This window comes from Cellulomonas sp. CW35 (assembly GCF_052378485.1).
GTDB lineage: Bacteria > Actinomycetota > Actinomycetes > Actinomycetales > Cellulomonadaceae > Cellulomonas > Cellulomonas uda.
This window is the reverse complement of sequence record NZ_CP199000.1, coordinates 3,353,613-3,376,537: the sequence shown is the minus strand read 5'-3', so window position 1 is coordinate 3,376,537 and position 22,925 is coordinate 3,353,613. Positions and strand designations below refer to the sequence as shown.

Annotated in this window: 17 protein-coding genes and 1 riboswitch; of the genes, 5 read left to right on the top strand and 12 right to left on the bottom strand. The window is 74.7% G+C overall.

Going from position 1 to position 22,925, the window contains the following annotated elements:
• Positions 1–58: 58 nt before the first annotated feature.
• From metE to ACT17Q_RS15305, 7 genes are all read right to left on the bottom strand, one after another.
• On the bottom strand, positions 59–2,389 hold the full coding sequence (gene metE, locus ACT17Q_RS15335; RefSeq protein ID WP_444663511.1) for a 5-methyltetrahydropteroyltriglutamate--homocysteine S-methyltransferase: 2,331 nt from the start codon (positions 2,387–2,389) through the stop codon (positions 59–61).
• Positions 2,390–2,445: 56 nt separating this feature from the next.
• Positions 2,446–3,489 carry a methylenetetrahydrofolate reductase gene (locus ACT17Q_RS15330; protein ID WP_444663509.1) on the bottom strand — a complete coding sequence of 348 codons (1,044 nt, stop codon included), beginning with the start codon at positions 3,487–3,489 and terminating at the stop codon, positions 2,446–2,448.
• A 39-nt stretch (positions 3,490–3,528) separates the two neighbouring features.
• A riboswitch (SAM riboswitch) is annotated at positions 3,529–3,625 on the bottom strand.
• Positions 3,626–3,746: 121 nt separating this feature from the next.
• Entirely contained in the window at positions 3,747–3,932 is a 186-nt protein-coding gene (locus tag ACT17Q_RS15325; RefSeq protein WP_141319688.1) for a hypothetical protein, read from the bottom strand.
• Between the two features lie 229 nt (positions 3,933–4,161).
• Complete coding sequence (locus ACT17Q_RS15320; protein WP_444663507.1) at positions 4,162–4,791, bottom strand: DNA-3-methyladenine glycosylase I; 630 nt, start codon at positions 4,789–4,791, stop codon at positions 4,162–4,164.
• Positions 4,792–5,301: 510 nt separating this feature from the next.
• Positions 5,302–9,624 (bottom strand): ATP-dependent RNA helicase HrpA, encoded by a 4,323-nt coding sequence (gene hrpA / locus ACT17Q_RS15315; RefSeq protein ID WP_444663505.1) that lies wholly within the window; start codon positions 9,622–9,624, stop codon positions 5,302–5,304.
• A 64-nt stretch (positions 9,625–9,688) separates the two neighbouring features.
• Positions 9,689–10,174 carry an aminoacyl-tRNA deacylase gene (locus ACT17Q_RS15310; RefSeq protein ID WP_094181587.1) on the bottom strand — a complete coding sequence of 162 codons (486 nt, stop codon included), beginning with the start codon at positions 10,172–10,174 and terminating at the stop codon, positions 9,689–9,691.
• A 107-nt stretch (positions 10,175–10,281) separates the two neighbouring features.
• The gene (locus tag ACT17Q_RS15305; protein WP_444663503.1) at positions 10,282–12,075 is read right to left on the bottom strand and encodes an alpha/beta hydrolase; all 1,794 of its coding nucleotides are present in this window, start codon (positions 12,073–12,075) and stop codon (positions 10,282–10,284) included.
• A gap of 339 nt (positions 12,076–12,414) precedes the next feature.
• Between ACT17Q_RS15305 and ACT17Q_RS15300 the strand changes: the two genes are divergently transcribed.
• The gene (locus ACT17Q_RS15300) at positions 12,415–13,587 is read left to right on the top strand and encodes an exonuclease SbcCD subunit D (protein WP_444663501.1); all 1,173 of its coding nucleotides are present in this window, start codon (positions 12,415–12,417) and stop codon (positions 13,585–13,587) included.
• On the top strand, positions 13,587–16,673 hold the full coding sequence (locus tag ACT17Q_RS15295) for an AAA family ATPase (RefSeq protein ID WP_444663499.1): 3,087 nt from the start codon (positions 13,587–13,589) through the stop codon (positions 16,671–16,673). The genes ACT17Q_RS15300 and ACT17Q_RS15295 overlap by 1 nt, the downstream gene beginning before the upstream one ends.
• 15 nt (positions 16,674–16,688) lie before the next feature.
• On the opposite strand, the gene ACT17Q_RS15290 is transcribed toward ACT17Q_RS15295, so the two are convergent.
• Positions 16,689–17,111 (bottom strand): hypothetical protein, encoded by a 423-nt coding sequence (locus ACT17Q_RS15290; protein WP_094181590.1) that lies wholly within the window; start codon positions 17,109–17,111, stop codon positions 16,689–16,691.
• Positions 17,112–17,389: 278 nt separating this feature from the next.
• Between ACT17Q_RS15290 and ACT17Q_RS15285 the strand changes: the two genes are divergently transcribed.
• Complete coding sequence (locus tag ACT17Q_RS15285; RefSeq protein WP_444663497.1) at positions 17,390–18,106, top strand: LmeA family phospholipid-binding protein; 717 nt, start codon at positions 17,390–17,392, stop codon at positions 18,104–18,106.
• Between the two features lie 532 nt (positions 18,107–18,638).
• Here ACT17Q_RS15285 and ACT17Q_RS15280 read toward each other — a convergent pair.
• A complete protein-coding gene (locus ACT17Q_RS15280; RefSeq protein ID WP_444663495.1) occupies positions 18,639–19,325 on the bottom strand; it encodes an HNH endonuclease family protein in 687 nt (228 codons plus the stop codon).
• A gap of 154 nt (positions 19,326–19,479) precedes the next feature.
• Here ACT17Q_RS15280 and ACT17Q_RS15275 point away from each other — a divergent pair, with 154 nt between their 5' ends.
• Positions 19,480–20,217 (top strand): MIP/aquaporin family protein, encoded by a 738-nt coding sequence (locus tag ACT17Q_RS15275; protein ID WP_444663493.1) that lies wholly within the window; start codon positions 19,480–19,482, stop codon positions 20,215–20,217.
• A 3-nt stretch (positions 20,218–20,220) separates the two neighbouring features.
• Here the strand turns inward: ACT17Q_RS15275 and ACT17Q_RS15270 are convergent, their stop codons facing one another.
• Positions 20,221–20,658, bottom strand: coding sequence for a nitroreductase family deazaflavin-dependent oxidoreductase (locus ACT17Q_RS15270; RefSeq protein ID WP_094181594.1), 438 nt, complete (start codon positions 20,656–20,658; stop codon positions 20,221–20,223).
• Positions 20,659–21,004: 346 nt separating this feature from the next.
• On the opposite strand from ACT17Q_RS15270, the gene ACT17Q_RS15265 reads away from it, so the two are divergent.
• The gene (locus tag ACT17Q_RS15265; protein WP_141319670.1) at positions 21,005–21,511 is read left to right on the top strand and encodes an FBP domain-containing protein; all 507 of its coding nucleotides are present in this window, start codon (positions 21,005–21,007) and stop codon (positions 21,509–21,511) included.
• A 57-nt stretch (positions 21,512–21,568) separates the two neighbouring features.
• Here the strand turns inward: ACT17Q_RS15265 and ACT17Q_RS15260 are convergent, their stop codons facing one another.
• Together ACT17Q_RS15260 and ACT17Q_RS15255 are read right to left on the bottom strand one after the other, a co-directional pair.
• Complete coding sequence (locus ACT17Q_RS15260) at positions 21,569–22,303, bottom strand: uracil-DNA glycosylase (RefSeq protein ID WP_094181596.1); 735 nt, start codon at positions 22,301–22,303, stop codon at positions 21,569–21,571.
• Positions 22,300–22,920 (bottom strand): L-threonylcarbamoyladenylate synthase, encoded by a 621-nt coding sequence (locus ACT17Q_RS15255; protein ID WP_268531446.1) that lies wholly within the window; start codon positions 22,918–22,920, stop codon positions 22,300–22,302. Before ACT17Q_RS15255 ends, ACT17Q_RS15260 begins: the two co-directional genes overlap by 4 nt.
• Positions 22,921–22,925 lie beyond the last annotated feature (5 nt).

Genomic DNA, 22,925 nt, shown 5'->3' with positions numbered 1-22,925 from the left:
CGGGTCGGGACGACGAACGGGTCGGCCCGGGGCTGGGCCGACCCGTTCGCGCGGTGTCTCAGAGCGTGGCGCGGACCGCCTGGGTCGCCACGAGCATGTGCTCCAGGCTCGGCGTGGTCTCGTCGTACCGGCGCGTCTTGAGCCCGCAGTCCGGGTTGACCCACAGCTGGTCGAGCGCGATGGCCTTGACCGCACCCGTCAGCAGCTCGGTGATCTCCTCGACCGACGGCACGCGCGGCGAGTGGATGTCGTACACGCCCGGGCCCACCGCGCGCGGGTAGCCCGCCGCCGCGATGTCCTCGACGATCTCCATCTTCGAACGCGCCGCCTCGATGGACGTGACGTCCGCGTCCAGACCGTCGATCGCACCCATGATCTGGCCGAACTCCGAGTAGCACAGGTGCGTGTGGATCTGGGTGTCCGGACGCACGCCCGACGTCGCGAGCCGGAACGAGCGCACCGACCAGTCGAGGTAGTCCGCGTGGTCCGCCGCGCGCAGCGGGAGAAGCTCGCGCAGCGCGGGCTCGTCGACCTGGATCACCGCGATGCCCGCGGCCTCGAGGTCCGTGATCTCGTCGCGCAGCGCGAGGGCCACCTGGTTCGCGGTCTCGCGCAGCGGCTGGTCGTCGCGCACGAAGCTCCACGCGAGGATCGTCACCGGGCCCGTGAGCATGCCCTTGACCGGCTTGCTCGTGAGCGACTGCGTGTACGTCGTCCAGTCGACCGTGATCGGCTTCGGCCGCGACACGTCGCCCCACAGGATCGACGGGCGCGTGCAGCGCGAGCCGTACGACTGCACCCAGCCGTTCTCCGTGACCGCGAAGCCGTCGAGGTTCTCCGCGAAGTACTGCACCATGTCGTTGCGCTCGGGCTCGCCGTGCACCAGCACGTCCAGACCGATCCGCTCCTGCAGCTCCACGACGCGGCGGATCTCCGCCTTCATCTCCTCGACGTACTGCTCGTCGGTCAGCTCGCCCTTGCCGTGCGCCGCGCGGGCCTTACGGATCTCGGGCGTCTGCGGGAACGAGCCGATGGTGGTCGTCGGCAGCGGCGGGAGGTTCAGTCGCTGCGCCTGGGCCTCCTTGCGCTCGTCGAACGAGCCGCGCGCGAACGCGTCGTCGGACAGGCCGCCCGTGCGCTCGCGCACCTCGGGACGCACCACCCCCGGCGCGCTGCGGCGCGACGCGACCGCGTCGGACGCCTCGAGCAGCTGCTCGTGGATCGCCTCGCGGCCCTCGGACAGGCCCTCCGCGAGGGTGACGACCTCCGCGACCTTCTGGTCCGCGAACGCGAGCCACGAGCGCAGCGTCGGGTCCAGGTTCGGCTCGTCCGCCGTGTCGTGCGGCACGTGGAACAGCGACGTCGACGTGCCGACCGCGACCGCGCCCGCACCGATGACCTCGAGCTGCTCGAGCACCTGCAGCTTGGCGTCCAGGTCCGCGCGCCAGATGTTGTGACCGTCGACGACGCCCGCGACGAGCGTCTTCGACTCCAGGCCCGGGACCGCCTCGGTGGGCGCCGTGCCCTTGACCAGGTCCAGCCCGATCGCCTCGACGTCGGTGCCCGCGAGCACCGGGAGCGCGGCGCCCAGGTCCCCGTACGGGGCGGCGACGAACAGCGCGGGACGCTGCGGGCGCGCGAGCTCGGTCGCGAGCACGCGGTACGCGTCCGCGGTCGCCGCGAGCAGACGCTCGACCGGCACGTCGATGCTCTCCGAGACGAGCGCGGGCTCGTCGAGCTGCACCCACGTGGCCCCCGCCGCCGCGAGGTCGCGCAGCAGGTCCGCGTACACGGGCAGCAGGTCGTGCAGCCGGTCGATCGGCGCGAAATCCGCGGGCGCACCCTCGGTCGCCTTCGCGAGCGCCAGGTACGTCACCGGGCCGACGATCACCGGGCGGGTCAGGACGCCGTCGGCGAGCGCCTCGACGAACTCCGCGACCGGGCGCGTGCCGACGTACGAGAATGTCGTCTCCGGGCCGATCTCCGGGACGAGGTAGTGGTAGTTGGTGTCGAACCACTTGGTCATCTCGAGCGGCAGGTCGTCGCCACGGCCGCGCGCGACCGTCGAGTACGCCGCGAGGTCGAGCGTGCCGTCCTCACCGACGAGGTCCGCGAAGCGCGCGGGGATCGCGCCGACGACCGCGGTCGCGTCGAGCACCTGGTCGTAGAAGGAGAACGCGCTCGGGATCGCGGCCGTGTCCTTCGGCAGGCCGAGCTCGACGAGGCGCTCGCGCGTCCGGCGGCGCAGCGCCGCGGCGGTCGCCTCGACCTCGTCGGCCGTGGACCTCCCGGCCCAGAAGGCCTCCACGGCCTTCTTGAGCTCGCGGCGCGGCCCGATGCGCGGGTAGCCGAGCACGGAGCCGGTCGGGAACTGCGGGGTCTCGCTCATGGGGTCCAGCCTTCGTGTCGTGGTGGTGCGGGGTTCGGGGGACGTGGGCGCCGACCTCAGCGTGTCGAGCCGTCCAGCTGCGCGCCCTCGAGCAGGTCGAGCGCGGCCTCGTGCTTGTTGTACGTGTAGAGGTGCACGCCGGGTGCGCCGCCGTCGAGGACGCCCTTGACGAGGTCGACACCCGCGCGGGTGCCGATGCGGTGCGCCGCCGACGCGTCGTCCGCGGAGCCGAGCGCGTCGAGCAGGTCGCGCGGCACCGGGACACCCGTGAGCTCCTGCGTGCGCAGCAGCCGGGCCGGGTCGGTCAACGGGATGATCCCGGGGATGATCGGGATGACCACGCCCGCCGCGCGCGCCTCGGCCACCAGGCCCAGGTACGACTCGGCGTCGTAGAACACCTGCGTGATCGCGAAGTCCGCACCCGCCTCCTGCTTGGCGAGCAGCGACGCGACGTCCTGCGCGCGCGTGCCGCCCGTCGCCGCGTTGCCGCGCGGGAACGCCGCGACCGCGACCGACAGCGGCCGCACCCGCGCACGCACGGCCTGCGCCGGGCTCGCACCGCAGCGGCGGGACTCGATGTCCCGCAGCAGACCGACGAGCGCGCTCGCGGTCTCCAGGCCGTCCGGGTGGGCCTGCCAGTCGGCCTGGCCCGCGGGGGGGTCGCCGCGCAGCGCCAGGAACGAGCGCACGCCCTCGTCGAGGAACTCCTCGACGATCGTCGTGATCTCCTCGCGGCTCGTGCCCACGCACGTGAGGTGCGCGATCGGGGACAGCGACGTCTCGCGCAGCAGCCGCGAGACGAACGCGCGCGACGTCTCGCGCGTCTTGCCCGACGCGCCGTACGTGACCGAGACGAAGTCCGGGTGCACGGCCTCGAGCTGGCGCACGGTCTCCCACAGGCGCGGCGCGGCCTGCGGGTTGCGCGGCGGGAAGAACTCGAACGAGAGCGTCGGGCGGTCGAGCGTGCCGAGCGGCCGCGGGTCGGCGGCCACGTGCGCGCCGGTCGGGACGCCGGGGCGCGTCGCGCTGCTCGCACCGTCGGCGCGCGCGTCGTCGAGCCGCGGCTGCGCCGCGGGCGGGTTCACGGTCGCCGCGCTCACGCCGGCGGGCCGTTCAGACACTGGGTCTGCGACATGTCCACTCCATCGGTCCTGGCGGAAGCACCCACACCCTCGTCGCGGAGGGGGGTTGCTGCGGCGTCGACGAGCCAGGTCTCTCGGCCGCTCTGGATGGTTGGCGTGATCGTAGGCCGGGAGCCCACATGCTGACCACGACTTCTCACGTTGCGAGACGGGCGGGCCGCCCAGCGGACGCGTCGCCGGAGAGTCGCAGATCAGGCGGAAGGACGCTCCGCGGGTCAGGCCAGCGGACGCGGGCGCTGGTGCGGGATCTCGCCCCACGGCTGGGTGCCCGTCACCGTCGACAGCAGACCGGCCTCGACCGCTTGCAGGACCTGCGCGTCCGGCGGGACCGACCCGCCCAGCGCCTCCCGCGCACCGCGGACGGCGTCCAGGCCGCCGTCGTGGTCGGGCATCTCGGTCATGCGCAGGACTGTAACCGCCGTGCACGATCAGGCGAAGTCCCCACAGCCGGATCACCCGAGAAGAGCACGTCCCGGGTTCATCCGAGCGGGCGGCACCGGGACGGCCGGACGCCGCGGGTAATCGCGTGACCCGTCCCGGCCGACGTGCGCTGACCTGCGGATCTGCTCTCGCGCCGGGTCACCCGAACGCCACGACCCACCGCATCCGTCTCCGCAGCCGCCGGGGACTTCACCCACGCACCGACGGGCAGGTCGCCAGGTGGTCGTCGACGAGCCCGCACGCCTGCATCGCCGCGTACGCCGTCGTCGGTCCGACGAACCGGAAGCCGAGCGACTTGAGCTCGCGCGCGAGCGCGCGGGACTCGGGCGTCACCGCCGGCACGTCCGCCCACGAGGCCGGGCGCACGTGCTGCGTGCGGTCCGGCGCGAACGACCAGAACAACGCGTCGAGCGTGCGGCCGGAGGCGTGCAGCGCGAGCAGGGCGCGCGCGTTGGCGACGGTCGCCTCGATCTTCTGGCGGTTGCGCACGATCCCCGCGTCCGCGAGGAGCCGCTCGACGTCGTGCTCGTCGTACTCCGCGACCACCCGCGGGTCGAACCCCGCGAACGCCGCACGGAACGACTCGCGCTTGCGCAGCACGGTGATCCACGAGAGCCCCGACTGGAAGCCCTCGAGCGCGATCCGCTCGAACAGCGCCTCCTCGCCGTGTACCGGGACACCCCACTCCTCGTCGTGGTAGCGCTCGTACAGCGGGTCCCCGTCCCCGAAGCACCGCCCCGTCACGGGCGCCGGAGCGGTCACGGGCGCCGGAGCGGTCACGGCCGCCAGCGGGGTGTCGGCCGTCACGGTGTCGTCCATGCGGTTGAGTCTGCCGTCTCCCGCCCACGCGCGGCAGACCTCGCGCGCCCACTGTGGACGCCAGGCCGTCAGCCGAACCCCGTTCCCCCCCGTCGGCCCGGTCCCGCTCCGCAACCCCGACGTCGTGGGTGCTACGGCTCAGACGCGCCGTTCCCGTAGCATCCGCGGGGGCGACGACCGGCCACCTCGGCCATGTGCCGGGCTGGTCGCTGTCGAGATCCCCGAGCCAGGAGACACGCGGTGGCTGGGTCGAGACCGTGGTTGCTCGCGGTATGCGCGCGCGAACCCGGAGCAACCACGGGGTGGGCGGGAGTGGGTTCGCCGAGGGGGCTTGACCCCGTGAGGTGGACACGCTGATTCCGAGGTTGTCTCGGAGGGAGCGAGAAGATCTGGTCGTGGGGTGTGGGCGCCCACCGCGGCGTCGGCGCTTCTCGGGGACGACGACCTTGACGCCCTGTCCGCGATCACCGCGTCCAGCTCCGATCGGCGGGTTCTCGTGATCCGCTGGGGTTAGGTCAGGGTGGTGAGCTGTTTGCGGACGCGCTGGGCCGAGATCGGGGTCGGGGTGCCGAGCTGCTGCGCGAACAGGCTCACGCGCAGCTCCTCGAGCTGCCAGCGGACCATCGCGACCTGCGCGCGGTCCGCCCCGGACGCAGCCGCGAGCGCGTTCTCCAGGTCGTGCACCTGCCACGCCAGGTCGGCGTCGCGCGCGGGGTTCTCGGCGGCCTTGCCCAGCCGGTACCGCGCAGCACGCAGGTAGCGCACCAGGTGCATCAGGCGGTCCGCGCCGGTCTCGACGACGAATCCCGCGTGGACCAGTCGCGCCGACTGCTCGCGCACGTCGGACGCGGTGGCCAGCAGCGCGAGGCTCGAGGTCCCCTTGAGCTCTACCTCGAGCTCGCGCCACGCGGTGAGCACCTGGACGAGCACGCCGACGAGCGCGTGCACCCGGTCCTCGAGCCGGTCGCGCAGGAACGCGCGCAGCGCGGCGTAGTCCTCGGGCGTCCGGATGTCCGCGGGGGTGCGGCCCGCCTCGGCGGGGCGCGTGCGCAGGTGCTCGTCGACGAGCGCGTCGACCGCGGCGAGCTGCACGTCCTCGACGAGCGCCTCGCGGCTCGGGTACGGGTTGGCGGCCAGCGCGAGCGCCTGGGCACCCGTCCAGCGGGACGTCACGCGGGCCGGGGCGAGCCCGACGTCGAGCAGCAGCAGCCGGCGCAGGCCTGCGCGCGCGGCGGCGGGGCGCGCGGACGCGTCGGCGAGCGTGCGCACCGAGACGCTCGTGCGCTCGTCGACCAGGGTCGGGTAGGCGCGCACGACGGTCGCGCCCGAGCGCACCTCGACGACCTCGGGGAGCGTGAGGTCGGCGGGCCACGTCGTCAGGCCCGCGCGCGACACGGACTCGGCGACCGGCCCCGACGAGCCGTCCCTCGCGTGCCGCGACTCGGAGGCACCCGCGTCCGACCAGCGGGCATCGCCGCGGTCCGGGCGCGCGCGCGGACCAGGCCGCGCGGGCTCGTCGGCCGCCAGCCCCGCCTCCCGCATGGCCTGCCGCAGCGCGGCCTTCACGGCGGTGTCGACCGCGTCCTGCGCGCGGTCCGCGAGCCGGTGCTGCAGCGCCGCGAGGTCCTTGCCCTCGTCGACCACTCCGCCACGGTCCCCGACCACGCGGAACGTCATGCGCAGGTGCGCGGGCAGGCGGTCGTCGTCGAACGCGTCGGCGGGGACGTCCACGTCGCGCACGGCCCGGACGGCGGAGCGGAACGCGTCGTGGAACGACGGCGCGGCGTCGCCCGCGCGCACGGTGTCGGCCCAGGTCGCGGTGTTCTCGCGCAGCCAGGCGGCCACCGCGCGGCCGACGTCGGGTGCGGGGACGAGCTGCACGCGCACTGGCTTGGGCAGCGCGCGGATCGTCGCGACGACGAGCTCGTCGAGCAGCCCCGGCACCATCCAGCCGAAGCCGTCGGGCGTCAGGCGCGGCAGCTGGGGGAGCGGGATGTGCACGGTGACGCCGTCGGCCTCGGTGCCGGGCTCGAACTGGTAGGTCAGCGGGAGCGACAGGTCGCCCTGCGGCCAGCGCGACGGGAACGAGGACTCGTCGATCGCGTCCGCGTCGGACGAGACGAGCAGCTCACGGGAGTACGTCAGCAGGTCGGGGTCGCGGCGCCGCGCGGTCTTCCACCACTGGTCGAAGTGCCGGGCGGAGACGACGTCCGCGGGGACCCGCTCGTCGTAGAAGTCGAACAGGGCGTCCTCGTCGGCCAGCAGGTCCGCGCGGCGGGCGCGCGCCGCCAGCTCGGAGGCCTCCGCGAGCAGCCGCCGGTTCTCGTGGAAGAACTGGTGGTGCGTGGTCCACTCACCCTGCACGAGCGCGTGCCGCAGGAACAGCTCGCGCGCGGCCTCCGGGTCGACCGTCGCGTAGAGCACCCGGCGGCCGGCCACGACGGGCAGCCCGTACAGCAGGACGCGTTCGGTGCACATGGCCGCACCCTGCTTGGTGGACCACGCCGGGTCGGAGTAGGTGCGCTTGACCAGGTGCGCGCCGAGCTCCTCGGCCCACGCGGGGTCGATGCGGGCCGCGTCGCGCGCCCACAGCCGGGACGTCTCGACGAGCTCGGCGGCCATGACCCACGCGGGCGGCTTCCGGGCGAGCCCCGAGCCGGGGAAGATCGCGAACCGCGCGCCGCGCGCGCCGAGGTACTCGTTGCGCCCGCGCCGGTCGGGCCGGGCCGGGCGCTTGTCCCCCCGACGAGCGGGTGCGGCGACCTCGGTGGCCTCCTGCATCCCCACGTGCGACAGCAGCCCGGACAGCACGCAGCGGTGGATCGCGTCGGCGTCCCAGTCGCGGCGCAGCTCGCCGCGCCGCGGGCCGCCGGCACCCGCACCCTCGTCGGGACCGTCCGCGAGCGCTGGCCACCCGCCCTCCCCACCGCCGCCGGACGCCTCGTCGGGACCGCGACGGCGCCCCGCGGGCAGACCCTTGGCGAGGTCCCGCAGCTGGGTGACGACGTCCTGCCACTCGCGGACCCGCAGGTAGTTCAGGTGCTCGGCGCGGCACGCGCGGCGGAACGCGTTGCCGGACAGCTCGCGCCGCTGCTCGCGCAGGTAGGCCCACAGGTTCAGGTAGGACAGCAGGTCGGAGGTGGGGTCGGCGAACCGCGCGTGCAGCGCGTCGGCCTTCTCGCGCTCCTCGGCGGGACGCTCGCGCGGGTCCTGGATGGACAGCGCGGCCGCGACGACGACGACCTCGCGCAGCACCCCGTGGCGCGAGGCCTCGACCACCATGCGGGCGAGCCGCGGGTCGACCGGGAGCTGCGCGAGCGCACGCCCCGTCTCGGTGAGCCGGGTCCCGTCCGGCCCGGTCTCGATCGCGCCGAGCTCGGTGAGCAGCTGCACGCCGTCGCGCACCGCGCGCACGTCGGGCGGGTCGACGAACGGGAAGTCGACCACGTCCTGCGGCGAGGCCGCGACGCCCACGGCGATCATCTGCAGGATCACCGACGCGAGCGACGTGCGCAGGATCTCCGGCTCGGTGAACCGCTCGCGTCGCTCGAAGTCGTCCTGCGAGTACAGGCGGATCGCGATGCCGTCGGCCACGCGGCCGCACCGCCCCGAGCGCTGGTTGGCGGACGCCTGGCTGATCGGCTCGATCGGCAGCCGCTGCACCTTCGTCGCCTTCGACCACCGGCTGATGCGCGCCGTACCCGGGTCGACGACGTACCGGATGCCCGGCACGGTCAGCGACGTCTCCGCGACGTTCGTCGCGAGCACGATGCGCCGCCCGGGGTGCGACGAGAACACGCGGTGCTGCTCGGCGGCCGACAGGCGCGAGTACAGCGGCAGCAGCTCGACCGCCTGCGGGTGGCGCGGGTCGGTCACGCGCGTGCCGAACGACGCGCGCAGCGCGTCCGTCGCGTCGCGGATCTCACGCTCCCCGGACAGGAACACGAGCACGTCGCCGGGTCCCTCGGCGCACAGCTCGTCGACCGCCTCCGTGATGCCGGTCATGAGGTCGCGCTCCCGCACGGGCGGGCGGGCCGGGGGCGGTGTGCGGCGCGGCGGCGCGTCGTCGTCGAGCTCGTCGTCCTGCACGCCCAGCGCGTCGGGCGACAACGGCCGGTACCGGATCTCGACGGGGTAGGTGCGGCCGGTGACCTCGACGACCGGCGCGGGGACACCGTCGGGGTGCTCGGGGGTGGGGGCGCTCGCGAAGTGCCGGGCGAAGCGGTGGGAGTCGATCGTCGCGGACGTGATGACGAGCTTGAGGTCCGGGCGGCGCGGCAGCAGGCGCGTGAGGTAGCCGAGCAGGAAGTCGATGTTGAGGGACCGCTCGTGCGCCTCGTCGATGATGAGCGTGTCGTACTGCCGCAGCAGCGGGTCGCGCTGGATCGCCGCGAGCAGGATCCCGTCCGTCATGACCTTCACGAGCGTGTGCTCGCTGGAGGTGTCCGTGAACCGCACCTGGTACCCGACGAGCTCGCCGAGCGGCGTGCCGATCTCCTGCGCGATGCGCTCCGCGACCGACCGTGCCGCGATGCGCCGAGGCTGCGTGTGGCCGATCTGCCCCGCCCGGCCCCGGCCGAGCTCGAGCGCGATCTTGGGCAGCTGCGTCGTCTTGCCCGACCCGGTCTCACCGGCGACGACGACGACCTGGTGGTCCCGGATGGCGGCCGCGATGTCCGCCCGCCGCGCGCTGACCGGCAGCTCCGGGGGGTAGGTGATCGGCGGCAGCACCGCCTCCTCGCGCGCCGCGGCCGCTCGAGCGCGCCGGGCCTCGCCGTTCGGCTCAGGGCGACGGCGGCGCTGGCGGCGCTCGTCGCGCTGGTCGGTGGTCACGGCGTCCCATCCTCCCAGGTCCGCCCGCGGGGTGGCGCGCTCATTCCGGACGCAGGTCGGGGCCTCAGCGTCCGGACGCGTCCTGCGTGACGTCCGCGACCGTCGCGTCGAGCGCGGTGACCAGGGCGTCGCCGTCGACGGTCGCGGCGACCCCGTGCGCGCCCGCCCCGATCGACACCCGCCGCCCGAGCACGCGCTCGTCGGCGACCACGGGCCACGCCGTGAGCGAGCCGAACGGCGTGATCGTCCCCCGCTCGTACCCGGTCACGTCCAACGCGGTGCCGGCGTCCGGCAGCGACAGCCGGGACACGCCCAGCAGGGCGCGCAGCTTGGGCCACGAGATCGCGCGGTCGCCCGTGACGAGCACGAACAGGTAGTCGTCGTCGCCGCGCCGCACGACGAGCGACTTCACGACGTCCGCCGGTGTGACGCCGCGCGCCGCGGCCGCCTCCTCGAGCGAGCCGACGCGGCCGTGCCGCGTCACGACGAAGTCGAGCCCCGACGCCTCGAGCGCGGCGGTCGCGCGCCGCTCACCGTCCACCGATCCCATGGCCCCACCTCACCACACGACGCCGGGACGCGGCGACGGGGGCCGCGACGCTCGGTCGCGACCCCCGTCGGGTCGTGCGGGCACCCGTGGGGTGCCGTGCGGTCAGGTCACAGCGCGGGGGCCGTGCCCGGGACCGGGATCGAGACGGGCGCGCGGCCCTTCTTCGGCGTCAGCGACAGCGACTCGTACGACTCGAGCTTCTGGGCGAAGGGCTGCGCCCCGACACATCTGCGCGTCGCACCCTTGACGGCCTTGCCCGTCAGCAGGTAGTTCGTGATCGCGTTGTCGACGCACGTCGACGAGCCGAACGCGGTGTGACCCCAGCTGTTGCTCGAGATGAACGACGAGTTCGGCAGGAGCGCCGCCGCGGCCTTGGCACCGTTGTAGTTGGTCGCCGGGTCCCACCAGTTGCCGACGACGAGCACCGGCGCGGACGTCACGTGGTCGAACGTGCCGCGGTAGGCGTCCTCGTCCTTGGCGGTCCAGGTCCACGACGCGCACGGCGCCGAGGCCCAGGTCCACATCTGGCCGAACGCGTTACCGGTCTTGGCGGCCGTGGTGCCCGCCGCGACCCAGCTCGCCGCGTTGCCCGGGTTCAGGCTGTCGGTGCACATGACCGACTGGTACGCCTCCGGCCCGTTGTCGTACGGGAACGCGAAGCCGGGGACCTTGGCGGCCAGCTCCTGCTTCGCCGCGTCCTGCGCTGCGGAGAGCTGCTTGTACTCCTTCATGCGGGACGTGAGCTTCTTCGCCGCCGCGTTCCACTGCTTGCGCTCGGCGGCGCTCGTCGGCGTCTCCTGCAGCTCCATGAACATGTCGAGGTCCATGTCGACCCACGCGGCCGCCTCGAGCTGGTACAGGTCCGACATCAGGAACGACATCACGAGGCCGTAGTCCACCTCGAACGACTCGTCGATGACGATCGGATTCGCCTTGATCGCCTTCGCGAACTTGTCGAACTTCCTCGCCGGGTTCGAGCTGCGCTTGGCGAGGTAGCAGTAGTCGGGGCCCTTCTGCCCGCACCGCGTGAGGATCGACCGCAGGGCCTTCCACGCACCGTCGCCCGACGCGATGCGCTGCGTCTGCGGGGTGCTCTGGTTCGCCGCGGTACCGGCCCAGCCCTCGGGGTCGAGGACGCCGTCGATCACGATGGCGCGGACGCGGTCCGGGAAGATGTTCGCGTACACGTTGCCGAGGTAGGTGCCGTAGGAGAAGCCCAGGTAGGTGAGCTTCGAGTCGCCGAGGGTGCGGCGGATCACGTCCATGTCACGCGCGACGTTCGCGGTGGACATGGACGCCGACATCGGCTTGCCGAGCGTGGAGCAGGCCTGGCCGTACTTCTTCGCGGAGTTCACGAAGTCGGTGCGCTGCGCGGTGGTCCGCGGGTAGGCGGCCTCCCACGTGGGCAGCAGCGTGTCGGTCTGCTCGCCGATGTTGCGGAAGCAGGCGACGTTGTCCGAGAAGTTCGTGCCGCGGGGGTCGATGCCCACCAGGTCGAACCGCTGGACGATGTCCTTCGGCAGGAAGTACGGGGCGTTGATCGCGATGTTCACGCCCGAGCCGCCGGGGCCGCCCGGGTTGAGGAACAGCGTGCCGAGCTTGGCGGTCGGCTTCGTCGCGGGGACGCGGACGAGCGCGACGCTCGTCGTCGGCCCCTCGGGCTCGTCGTAGTCGAGCGGGAGGTCGACGGTGCCGCACTGCACACCCTTGTCGACGACGTTGGAACAGTCGAACCAGTCGATGTCCGCGACGACGGAGTCGACGCGGGCCGCCTCGGCCGGGTCGGTCTGGTCGGGGACGGTCACGGCGTCCGGTGTGGCGGCGGTGGGCTCGGCGGCCTGGGCCGCGGTCGTGGATCCTGCGAGGGCGACCGCGACGACGAGCGCCGCGAACGCGGACACACGAGGTCGAGTGTGCATACGAGAAAACCCCCTGTCTGGGTCGTGCGCCGCCCCTGGCCCGGTCGACCTGGATTCCCGCGGCACGCAGGGCACACCTTGCCGAAGCGCGGGTCGCCGTGAGGTCCCCCTGGGGGATGAACTTCTCGAACGGAGTGACCCGACGAATCCCCCCAGAGGCCGACAACCTCCTGCGCGCGAGCGGATGTGCAGGTCGGACGCGCGCGCCGACCCCGCCCTGGGGTGGGGACCGCGGTCCGTCCGGCCGGGGGCGAAAACGTGCGGCCGCGTCCCCGGCCTGTCCCCGCGGGAGTGTCGGCGGCGGCGGATACGGTCCGGGACATGCGGATCCTGCACACCTCCGACTGGCACCTGGGCCGGTCGCTGCACGGGGTCGACCTGCTCGACCACCAGGCGGCGTACCTGGACCACCTGGTCGACGTGGTGCGCTCCGAGGCCGTCGACGCGGTCGTCGTCGCGGGGGACGTGTACGACCGTGCGATCCCGCCCGTGGAGGCCGTGACGCTGCTGTCCGAGACGCTCGCCCGGCTCGCCGGCTCCACGACCGTGGTCCTCACCTCCGGCAACCACGACTCCGCGACGCGCCTGGGGTTCGGTGCCGCGCTGATGCGCGAGCGCGTGCAGCTGCGCACCCGCGTCGCGTCGCTCGCCCGCCCCGTCGAGGTGGTCGACGACGAGGGGCGTGCGCTGCTCGTGTACGGGTTGCCGTACCTCGACCCGGACTCGGTCCGCACCGAGCTGGCCGAGCCGGGTGCGGCGCCCCTCGCGCGCTCGCACGAGGCCGTCACCGCCGCCGCGATGGCGCGCGTGCGCGCCGACCTGGCCGGGCGTCCGTCGGGATCCGTGCGGCCGCGCAGCGTGGTGGCCGCGCACGCGTTCGTCGTCGGCGGGGTCGCGAGCGAGTCCGAGCGGGACATCCGGGTGGGCGGGGTCGACCACGTGCCGTCGCACGTCCTGGGCGGTGTGGACTACGTCGCGCTCGGGCACCTGCACGGGCCGCAGGTGGTGACCGGGCCCCCGGGGACGACGATGCGCTACAGCGGCTCGCCGCTGGCGTACTCGTTCTCCGAGCAGCGGCACACCAAGTCGAGCGTGCTCGTCGACCTGTCGTCCGACGAGGTGCGTACCGAGCTGGTGCCCGCGCCCGTGCCGCGGCGGCTCGCGGACGTCACCGGCGAGCTCGCGGACCTGCTGGGCGCCGCGGGTGAGCCGCACGTGGGCGACTGGGTGCGGGTCGTCGTGACCGACGAGCGGCGGCCCGACGACCTGTACGCGCGGGTGCGCGCCCGGTTCCCGCACGCGCTCGTCGTGCAGCACCGGCCCCCGCAGACCTCGCAGGGCACCGTGCTGCGGGCGGTGACGGCCGCGGCCGACCCGGTCGAGGTCGCGTGCGACTTCGTGGCGCACGTGAGCGGCGCGCGCCCGGACGCCGACGAGCTCGCGGTGCTGCGCGCCGCGTACGAGCACGCGGCCGCCGCGGAGCGGAGCGCCTGATGCGTCTGCTGTCGTTGACCCTGCAGGCCGTCGGGCCGTTCGCGGACCGGCACACCGTGGACTTCGCGGCGCTCGGCTCGTCGGGGCTGTTCCTGCTCGAGGGCCCGACGGGTGCGGGCAAGTCGACCCTCATCGACGCGGTCGTGTTCGCGCTGTACGGCAAGGTCGCCTCCGCCGACGCGAGCGGTGACCGGGTGCGCTCGGCGTACGCGGACGACGACACCGAGACGTTCGTCGACCTCGTCTTCGAGGTCGCGGCCGGGCGGTACCGCGTGCGCCGGACGCCCGCGTTCGACCGGGCCAAGAGGCGCGGCACCGGCACCGTGCGGCAGCAGGCGTCGGTGCGGCTGTGGCGGCTGACGGGGGACAGCGGTGCGGCCGGGGTCGACGACGAGCCCGCGGGCGAGATGCTCTCGACCCGGCTCGACGAGGTGGGTGCCGAGATCCAGCGGCTCGTCGGGCTGGACCGGGCGCAGTTCGTCCAGACGATCGTGCTGCCGCAGGGCGAGTTCGCGCGTTTCCTGCGCGCGGACCCCGAGGACCGGCGCAGCCTGCTGCAGAAGATCTTCGGCACCGAGGTGTACGAGCGGATGCAGGCGCGGCTCGCCGAGATGCGTCGCGAGGCCGACCGTGCGACGGACGCGACGCGACGCACCGTGCAGGAGCGTGTCGCGCAGCTCGCGGGTGCCGCGGGGCTGGACGACGAGCTCACGCAGGCGCGCGACGCGGTCACGGGGGTCCTCGCCGGACGCGGGGCCGTGGACGACGCCGAGCGGGCGCTCGCCGTGCCGCTGGCCGCACTCGTGGCGCAGGCCGAGCGTGACCGGGCGGAGGCCGACCAGGCGGCGGCCGCGCTCGAGGCCGCGCGCACCGCGGCGGAGGCCGGGCGGCGCACCGTGCGGCTCGCCGAGCAGCGCGACCGGCTGCGCGCCGAGCTCGCGGCGCTGGTCGGGGCGCAGGACGCGCAGCGGGAGGCGGCCTGCCGGCTGGCGTCGGCCCGGGCCGCGCGCGCCGTGCGGCCCCTGCTGCGGGCGGTCGGGCTCGCGTCGTCGGCGTGGGACGCCGCGGCCAAGGCGTTCGTCGCCGCGCGGGGCGTCGCACCGACGGACCTCGCGGGGCTCGTCGACGGCGGCGACCCGGTGCCCGGGGCGGACGGCCCCGGGGTCGAGCGGCTCGTGGCCGCGCACGACGAGGCCGTGCGCACGGCAGCAGGGCTCGAGCGGGACGTGGCGACCGAGGCGTCGCTGCAGGCGCTGCGCGCGGCCGTGACGCAGGCACGTGGCGCAGTCGAGGACCGCGAGACGGAGATCGCCGCGCACGACGCGTGGCTCGCCCAGCGCCCCACCGAGGCGGCGGCCCTCGGCGAGGAGCTCGCCGCGGCGCGCGCGCAGGGCACGTCCGAGGCGGACGCGGCGGTCGCGGTCGAGGCCGCGCGGCTGCGCGCGCAGGCCCACGAGCAGCTCGCGGCGCTGCTGGCCCGCGAGGAGACGGCTCAGGCGCAGGTCGCGCACGCCGGGCGCGGCGCGCAGGCGGCCGTGCACGCGGCGGCGAGCGCGCGGCTGGCGCGCATCGCCGGGCTCGCGGGCGAGCTCGCGGACGCCCTGGTCCCGGGCGAGGACTGCCCGGTGTGCGGCAGCGCCGAGCACCCGCGGCCCGCCGCACTGGGCGCGGACCACGTGACGGCCGACGAGGTCGCCGCCGCGGAGGCCGACGCGCGGCAGGCCGAGGCGGCGCTCGTCGCCGCGCGCGAGGTGCTCGTGCGCGTCCAGGCGGAGGCAGCGGCCACTCGCGAGGCGACCGACGGCACCACACCGGACGAGGCGCGGGAAGCGCTGGTGCGGGCCGGCCGCGCCCTCGGCGAGGCGCGCGCGGCCGTCGTCGAGGCCGACCGGCTCGCCGCACGGCTCGCGGCCCACGACGAGGAGACCGAGGTCCGCCGCCGCGCACGGGCGCTCGCGGTCGCCGGGCGGGACAGCGCCGCGGTGCTGCTGGACGTGCGGACCGGCGAGCTCGCCGCGGCGGAGGCCGGGGTCGCGCTCGCGCGGGGCGAGCACCCGACCGTCGCCGCGCGGCACGCCGCGCTCGTCGAGCGGGCCGCCACGGCGGCGGACCTGCGCCGGGCGCTCGAGGCCGTCGCCGCCACCGGCGGGGACCTCGTGCGCCGCACGCGTGAGCTCGAGTCCGCGCTCGCCGAGCACGGTTTCGCGGATGCCGACGCGGCCCGCGCCGCCGACTTGGCGGACGACCAGGCCGACGCGCTGGACCGGCTGGTCCGGCAGCACGAGGCCGCACTCGCCCGCGTGCGGACGGGCCTCGCCGAGCTCGCCGACGAGCCGCTGCTCGCGGACGTGGCCGAGGGCACGGTGCCCGACGTCGAGCCGGTGCTGCAGGCCGAGCGGGCCGCCGCCGAGGTCGCCCAGGCGGCCACCGCGCGCGCCGGGGTCTCCGCCTCCCGCGCCGACGCCGCGCAGCACGCCGCGCACGGCGTGCTCAGCGCGCTCGCCGAGCACGTGCGGTGCCTCGGCGACGCCGCGCCCGTGCTTCGGCTCGCGGGGCTCGCGTCGGGCACGGGATCGGACAACGACCACGCGCTGTCGCTCGCCACGTACGTGCTCGTCCGGCGGTTCGAGGACGTCGTCGCCGCGGCCAACGCGCGGCTCGGTGCGATGTCCGACGGCCGGTACGAGCTCGTGCGCAGCGACGCCAAGGAGGACGTGAGCTCGCGTCGCCGCGGCCTCGCGATGCGCGTGCTCGACCACCACACCGAGCAGCAGCGCGACCCGCGGACCCTGTCCGGCGGCGAGACGTTCTACGTGTCGCTGTGCCTCGCGCTCGGCATGGCCGACGTGGTCACGGCCGAGGCGGGCGGCATCGACCTGGGCACGCTGTTCGTCGACGAGGGGTTCGGCTCGCTCGACCCGCACACGCTCGACCAGGTGCTCGCCGAGCTCGACCGGCTGCGCGCGGGCGGGCGGGTCGTCGGCGTGGTGTCGCACGTCGACGCGCTCAAGCAGACCATCGCGGACCGCGTCGAGGTGCGGCGCACCGCCACCGGGCCCAGCACCCTCACCGTCCGGGCGGGCTGACCGGCCGCCCGGGGCTCACCACGACCAGCCGCGCGACGTGAGCTCGACCTCCTCGCGGAAGCGTTCGGCCGGGTCGCCGAGCGGGCTCTCCTCGACCTGGACACCGGCGAGCGTGCACGCCTTCGCCAGCAGCTGGTCGTACGCGAGCTGCGAGGCGATGATCCGCTCCGCCCGCGCGTACCCCCGCGTGTCGAGCTCGAGCCGCCGCACGTGGTCCGCGACCTTCGTCAGACGGTCCTGCACCCACAGCGCGTCGAACGGGTCGGCGGGCGGCTCGAGCGGCTCCGGCCGACGCAGCGCCCGAGCCCACCGCTCGAACACCCGGGCCAGTGCCGTGCGCCATCGCGGCGGCTCGTCCTCCCCGGGGAACAGCGACATCATCGTCCCGAAGAGGACCGCCGGGAGCAGAACGCTGATCAGCAGCAGAACCCACATCATCGGGCGTCCTTCGTCATGGTCCTTCGGCATCCAGGCTAGGTGCGGGACGTGACGTGCGCCACACAAATCACGCACCTGGCGGCGGGGGCCCACAGCGTGTGTCAGGGAGCCGCACGGTCCGCGCCCGGCGCGCGAAGACGCTGGTGACAGGCGCGGTGGGCGGTCCGAGCGAGATGCCCGACGTGCGCCCGGCCCCGCCGTGACCCGACTGGACGCGCTGCATCCGCGGACGAGCGCCGCCGGGCGGGTTGCCGGGGACTGCACCTAGCGTGGAGCGCATGCGTGCGAGACGGAGGGCCCGGTGGGCGGTCGCGGTGGTCGGCCTGCTCGTCGTGGTCCTCGCGCTCGTCGTGGTCGACCGCATCGCTGCCGCACGCGTGGAGCAGGCGGTCGCCGACGGGTTCACCGCGCGCGTCGAGGACCCCGTGGGGGAGCCCCGCGTCGAGGTCGGCGGGTTCCCCGTGCTCACCCAGCTCGCCGCGGGCCGGATCGACGACGTCGACATCCGGCTCGACGGTGCGACGCTCGGCGGCGTCGCGATGACGGACCTGGCCATCGCCGCGCGCGGGGTGTCCACCACCGGCCCGCAGCGGATGGACCACGTCGACGTGCACGCGATCGTCCCGGCCGCGTCCGTGCAGGACCTCGTCACGCAGCGCACCGAGCTCGACGTCGAGGTCGGCGTCCAGGGGGACGAGCTCGAGCTGCGGGGCACGGCGCTGGGGCTGCCGCTCGTCGCGACGCTCACGCCGCGCGTGGTCGACGGCAGGCTGCTCGTCGACCTCGGGAGCGTGTCGGTCGGCGGCGTCGAGCTCGACCCGACGCTGCTGCCGCAGGACGTGTCAGGCCGGCTCACGGGCCTCGAGGTCCCGCTCGAAGGCCTCCCCGAAGGGCTCGTGCTCACCGACGCCGTCGTCGACCCCGCCGGCCTGCGCATCACCGCGTCCGGCACCGACGTCACGATCCCCCCACCCTCCCTGACCCTCCATTCCTGACCCCCTGACCCTCCATTCCTGACCCGCTGACTCCCTGTCCCCTGACCCCGCCCTTCCTCCGGCTCCGACGCCCGATACCGCGAGCCATGACGGTCTCGTCAAAGGCATCCCGCGCGACCCCGCGGTTGCTCCGGGTATGGGACCGGACACCGCGAGCAATGACGGTCTCGTCGATGGGATCCCGCGCGAGCCCGGGGTTGTTCCGAGTATGGGGCTGGATTCCGCGAGCGATGACGGTCTCGTCGGCGGGGGTCGCGAGCCCGTGGTTGCTCCGGGTCTCGGGTCGGATTGCGCGAGCGATGGCGGTCCCGTCGCCGGCACCCGCGCGACCCCGGGGTTGCTCCGGGTATGGAACTGGATACCGCGAGCGATGGCGGTCTCGTCGGCGGGGGCCGAGCCCGTGGTTGCTCCGGGTCTCGGGTCGGATGGCGCGAGCGATGGCGGTCTCGTCGCTGGGATCCCGAGTGACCCCGTGGTTGCTCGCGGTATGCGGACGGATACCGCGAGCGATGGCGGGGTCGTCGGCGGGAGGTCAGGGGGTGGTGTGGCAGGTGGTGAGGGCTTGGGACAGGGCGTCGCGCTCGGGTGGGGTGACGCGCAGGGCGTAGGCGGACTTCACGCGGATCTGACGCAGCGCGTAGACGCATGCGTAGCCGGGGTCGGGGGGCAGCCAGTCGGACGCGTCGGCGGCGCCCTTGTCCTGGTTGGCCCGACCGTCGACGGCGAGCAGGTTGGCGGGGTCGTTGGCGAACCGCTCGCGCGCGGGCGGGTCCCAAGCGTCGGCACCGGCGGCCCACGCGTCGGCGAGCGCGACGACGTGGTCCACCTGCACGTCGGCGGAGCCCGGGCCGCGCCGGAACTCGACGACCTGCGCGGTGTACGGGTCGTCGAGCACACCGGTCAGGACGGTGCACCCGTCGGTGTCGAGCCGCACGGCGGTCAGGTCGCGGCGCAGCACGTCGTCGCGCGTGGAACACCCGTTGCGGTCGACGTCCGCCCACGCGGTGCCGAACCGCGCGCGGTCGTACGGGGGGACGCGCCGTGGGGTCCCGACGACGAGCGCGGCGAGCGCGGTGCGGCCGTCGGCGAGGTCCGCGGCGGTGACGGGCCAGCGTGCGGCGGCGCGCTCGCGCAGCAGCACGGGCACACCGAGCCCGACGACGAGCGCGAGCACGAGGACCACCGTCCACCCGGTCCACCAGGGCCAGCCACCGCGCACGGGCAGCAGCCTCGCGGTGTGCGGGTAGGCGCGGGCGGCGGGCGCGGCGACCGGTGGAGGACCACGACGACCCGGGGGGCTGGGGTCGGGTCGCGGCGGGACACGCACGTCGTGCCTCGTCGCGGCACGGCGCTCGGCCTGCCACGCTGGGCACGTGGACCCCTCTTACGACCTCATGACGCGCGTGGCCTGCGAGTTCATCGGCACCGCGATCCTCATCATCCTCGGCAACGGGACGGTCGCGAACGTCCACCTCAAGGGCTCGAAGGGGTACCGCGGCGGCTGGTCGCTGATCGCGATGGGCTACGGGTTCGGCGTGATGATCCCGGCGCTCATGTTCGGCGGGGTCAGCGGCAACCACATCAACCCGGCGTTCACGGTCGGCCTCGCGGCGTGGGGCCTGTTCCCGTGGGCGCAGGTCGCGCCGTACGTGATCGCGCAGCTGCTGGGCGCGATGGCGGGGCAGCTCGCGATCGTCGCGACCCACAAGCCGTACTACGACCTGACCGACGACCCGGACGACATCCTCGCGACGTTCTCCACGGTCAACGCGGCGCGCTCGCGGCTCAACGGCTTCGCGAACGAGCTGCTCGGCTCGGTGGTGCTGTTCTCGTGCGCGCTCGCGATCGTGCACTCGCCGCTCACGAGGGACGAGCCGGGGCTCGCGCACCTCGCGCTGGGCTTCCTGGTCTGGGGTCTCGTCGCGGGGCTCGGCGGCCCGACGGGTCCGGCGCTCAACCCGGCGCGTGACCTGGGCCCGCGCATCGTGCACGCGCTGCTCCCGCTGAAGCACAAGGGCAGCTCGGACTGGCGCTACGGCTGGGTGCCGGTCGTGGCGCCGATGCTCGCGGGGCTCGTCGGCGTGGGCGGCTGGAAGCTGCTGCTCGGCTGACCGTCAGTCGACGGGCTCGAGCACGAGCAGGGGGATGGTGCGCGAGGTCCGCGTGACGTACGCGTCGTAGTCGGGCCACACCTCGACGGCGCGCGCCCACCACGCGTCGCGCTCCTCGCCGGTCGCCTCGTGCGCGACGTAGTCCTTGCGGACGGGCCCGTCCTGCAGCTCGACCAGCGGGTTCGCGACGACGTTGTGGTACCAGGCGGGGTGCTGCGGTGCGCCGCCCATCGACGCGACGACGGCGTAGCGCCCGTCGTGCTCGACGCGCATGAGGGCGTTCTTGCGCAGCTTGCCCGACGAGGCGCCCACGGTCGTGAGGACGACGACGGGCTTGCCGTTCAGCGTGGTGCCCTGCGTCCCCCCGCTCGTCTCGTACAGCTCGACCTGCTCGCGCGTGCGCTGCGACGTGCTGGGCTCGTACTCTCCGGTCAGCGGCATGCCAGCGGCAACGACCGCGCGCGCCGCGGGTATTCCTGGTGGGTTCGCCGGCGCCGGGGTGCACAATGGCGACGGCAGGCAGGGACGGCTGCGGGCGCGCCCGGACGGCACGAGCACGGCGCACGAGCACGCACGAGCAGGGACGAGAGGGACGCGGATGCACGGCATCGCAGGCTGCGAGGTGGCCGCTGCGGCCTGCTCGGGCCACGGCGCCCCGCGCGTCGCCCCCGCCTGACCCGTCGCACGAGCCGGCCGGTCGGGACCAGGGCGGCGCACCGTCGTCGTGCCCACCACCGCCGCACACCCGCGCCGTCGCGCGCCCGGCGGGACCCTGACCGGAGATCCCATGGAACCCCTGACCGACAAGCAGATCCGCGCGTCCTTCGTGAACGCCTCGCGCCGGGAGGCGGCCCAGGCCGTGCTGCCCGTGCTCGACGAGCTCGACTGGGACCGCCTCGACTACCTGGGCTGGCGTGACCGCAAGGCGCCGCTCGTCGCGTACGCGGTGGTGCCGGTGGACGGCACACCCGTCGGGGTGCTGCTGCGCTCGACCGACGCCAAGGAGCGCATCCGCCGCCGCGCGGTGTGCGCGTGGTGCGAGGACGTCGTCGTGACCGACGACGTGAGCCTGTACGTGGCCCGACGAGCGGGTGCGGCGGGCCGCCGCGGCAACACGATCGGCACGCTCATCTGCACGCACTTCGCGTGCTCGCGCAACGTGCGGCGTCCGCCGACGCGCACGGAGGCGGGCGACGACGCGCAGGAGCGCCGCGAGCTGATCGTCGCTGCTCGGGTCGCGGGGCTGCGTGAGCGTTCGGCGCGGTTCGTGGCCGAGGTGCTGCGCGACGCGTGACCCGCGCGGCGCCCGGACCGTCCGTCAGCCGGCCCGCTGGTCAGCTGGTCCGCCGGCTCAGGTGGCTGCGAGGTCGCGCGCGCGCAGCAGCACGGCGTCGAGCATGGGCGGGGTGAGCCGGCCGGTGAACGTGTTCTGCTGGCTCACGTGGAAGCACCCGAGCAGCGTGAGCGCCTGCTCGCCACGGGTCACGACGACCTCGCCGCCGTGCGCGAACCGCGGCGCGGGCCGGGGGACGGCCCAGCCGAGGTCGCGCAACGTGTCGAGCAGGGCCGCCCAGCCGAACGCGCCGAGCACCACGACGACGCGCGGGTCGACGGCCGACAGCTCGCGTGCGAGGAACGGTGCGCACGCGCGGCGCTCGTCGGACGTGGGCGCGTTGGCGGGCGGTGCGCAGCGCACGGGTGCGGTGGTCCGCACGCCGGTGAGCCGCAGGCCGTCGTCGGCGCTCACGGACGTCGGCTGGTTCGCCATGCCGACCCGGTGCATGGCGGCGAACAGGAAGTCGCCCGAGCGGTCGCCGGTGAACATGCGGCCGGTGCGGTTGGCGCCGTGCGCGGCGGGTGCGAGGCCGACGACGAGGATGCGGGCGTGCGCGTCGCCGAACCCGGGGACGGGCCGGGCCCAGTACTCCTGGTCGCGGAACGCGGCGCGGCGCTCGCGGCCGACCTGCTCCCGCCACGCCACGAGCCGGGGGCAGCGCCGGCAGACGACCACGTCGGCGTCGAGGTCGGCCAGCGCGGGGGAGCGGGCCGCGTCCGGGTCGCCCGGTGGGACGGGTGGCGCGGTCACCGGAACCGGTCGGGGTCCCCGGCACCCTCGCGGACGACCTCGGGGGAGTCGGAGGTCCAGTCGACGACGGTGGTGGGCGTGGTGCCGCAGTCGCCCGCGTCGACGACGGCGTCGAGCTCGTGGTCGAGCTCCTCCTTGATCTGCCACCCCTCGGTCATGGGCCAGTCGTGGCCGGGCATGAGCAGGGACGACGACAGGATCGGCTCGCCGAGCGCGCGGACGATCGCCTGCGCGACGGCGTGATCGGGGATGCGCACGCCCACCGACCGCTTCTTGGCGTGCGCGAGGCGGCGGGGGACCTCGGGCGTGGCCTGCAGGATGAACGTGTACGGGCCGGGGGTGGCGGCCTTGATCGCGCGGAACGCGCTGTTGGGCAGGTGCACGAGCTGGCCGAGCTGCGCGAAGTCGGCGCACACGAGCGTGAAGTGATGCTTGTCGTCGAGGTGCCGCAGCCGGCGGATGCGTTCGGCGCCCTGCGCCGAGCCCATCGTCGTGCCGAGCGCGTAGCAGGAGTCCGTGGGGTAGGCGATCACGCCCCCGCCGCGCAGGACGTCGACCGCCTGCGCGACGAGGCGCGGCTGCGGGTCGTCGGGGTGCACGTCGAGGTACCGGGCCATGGTGC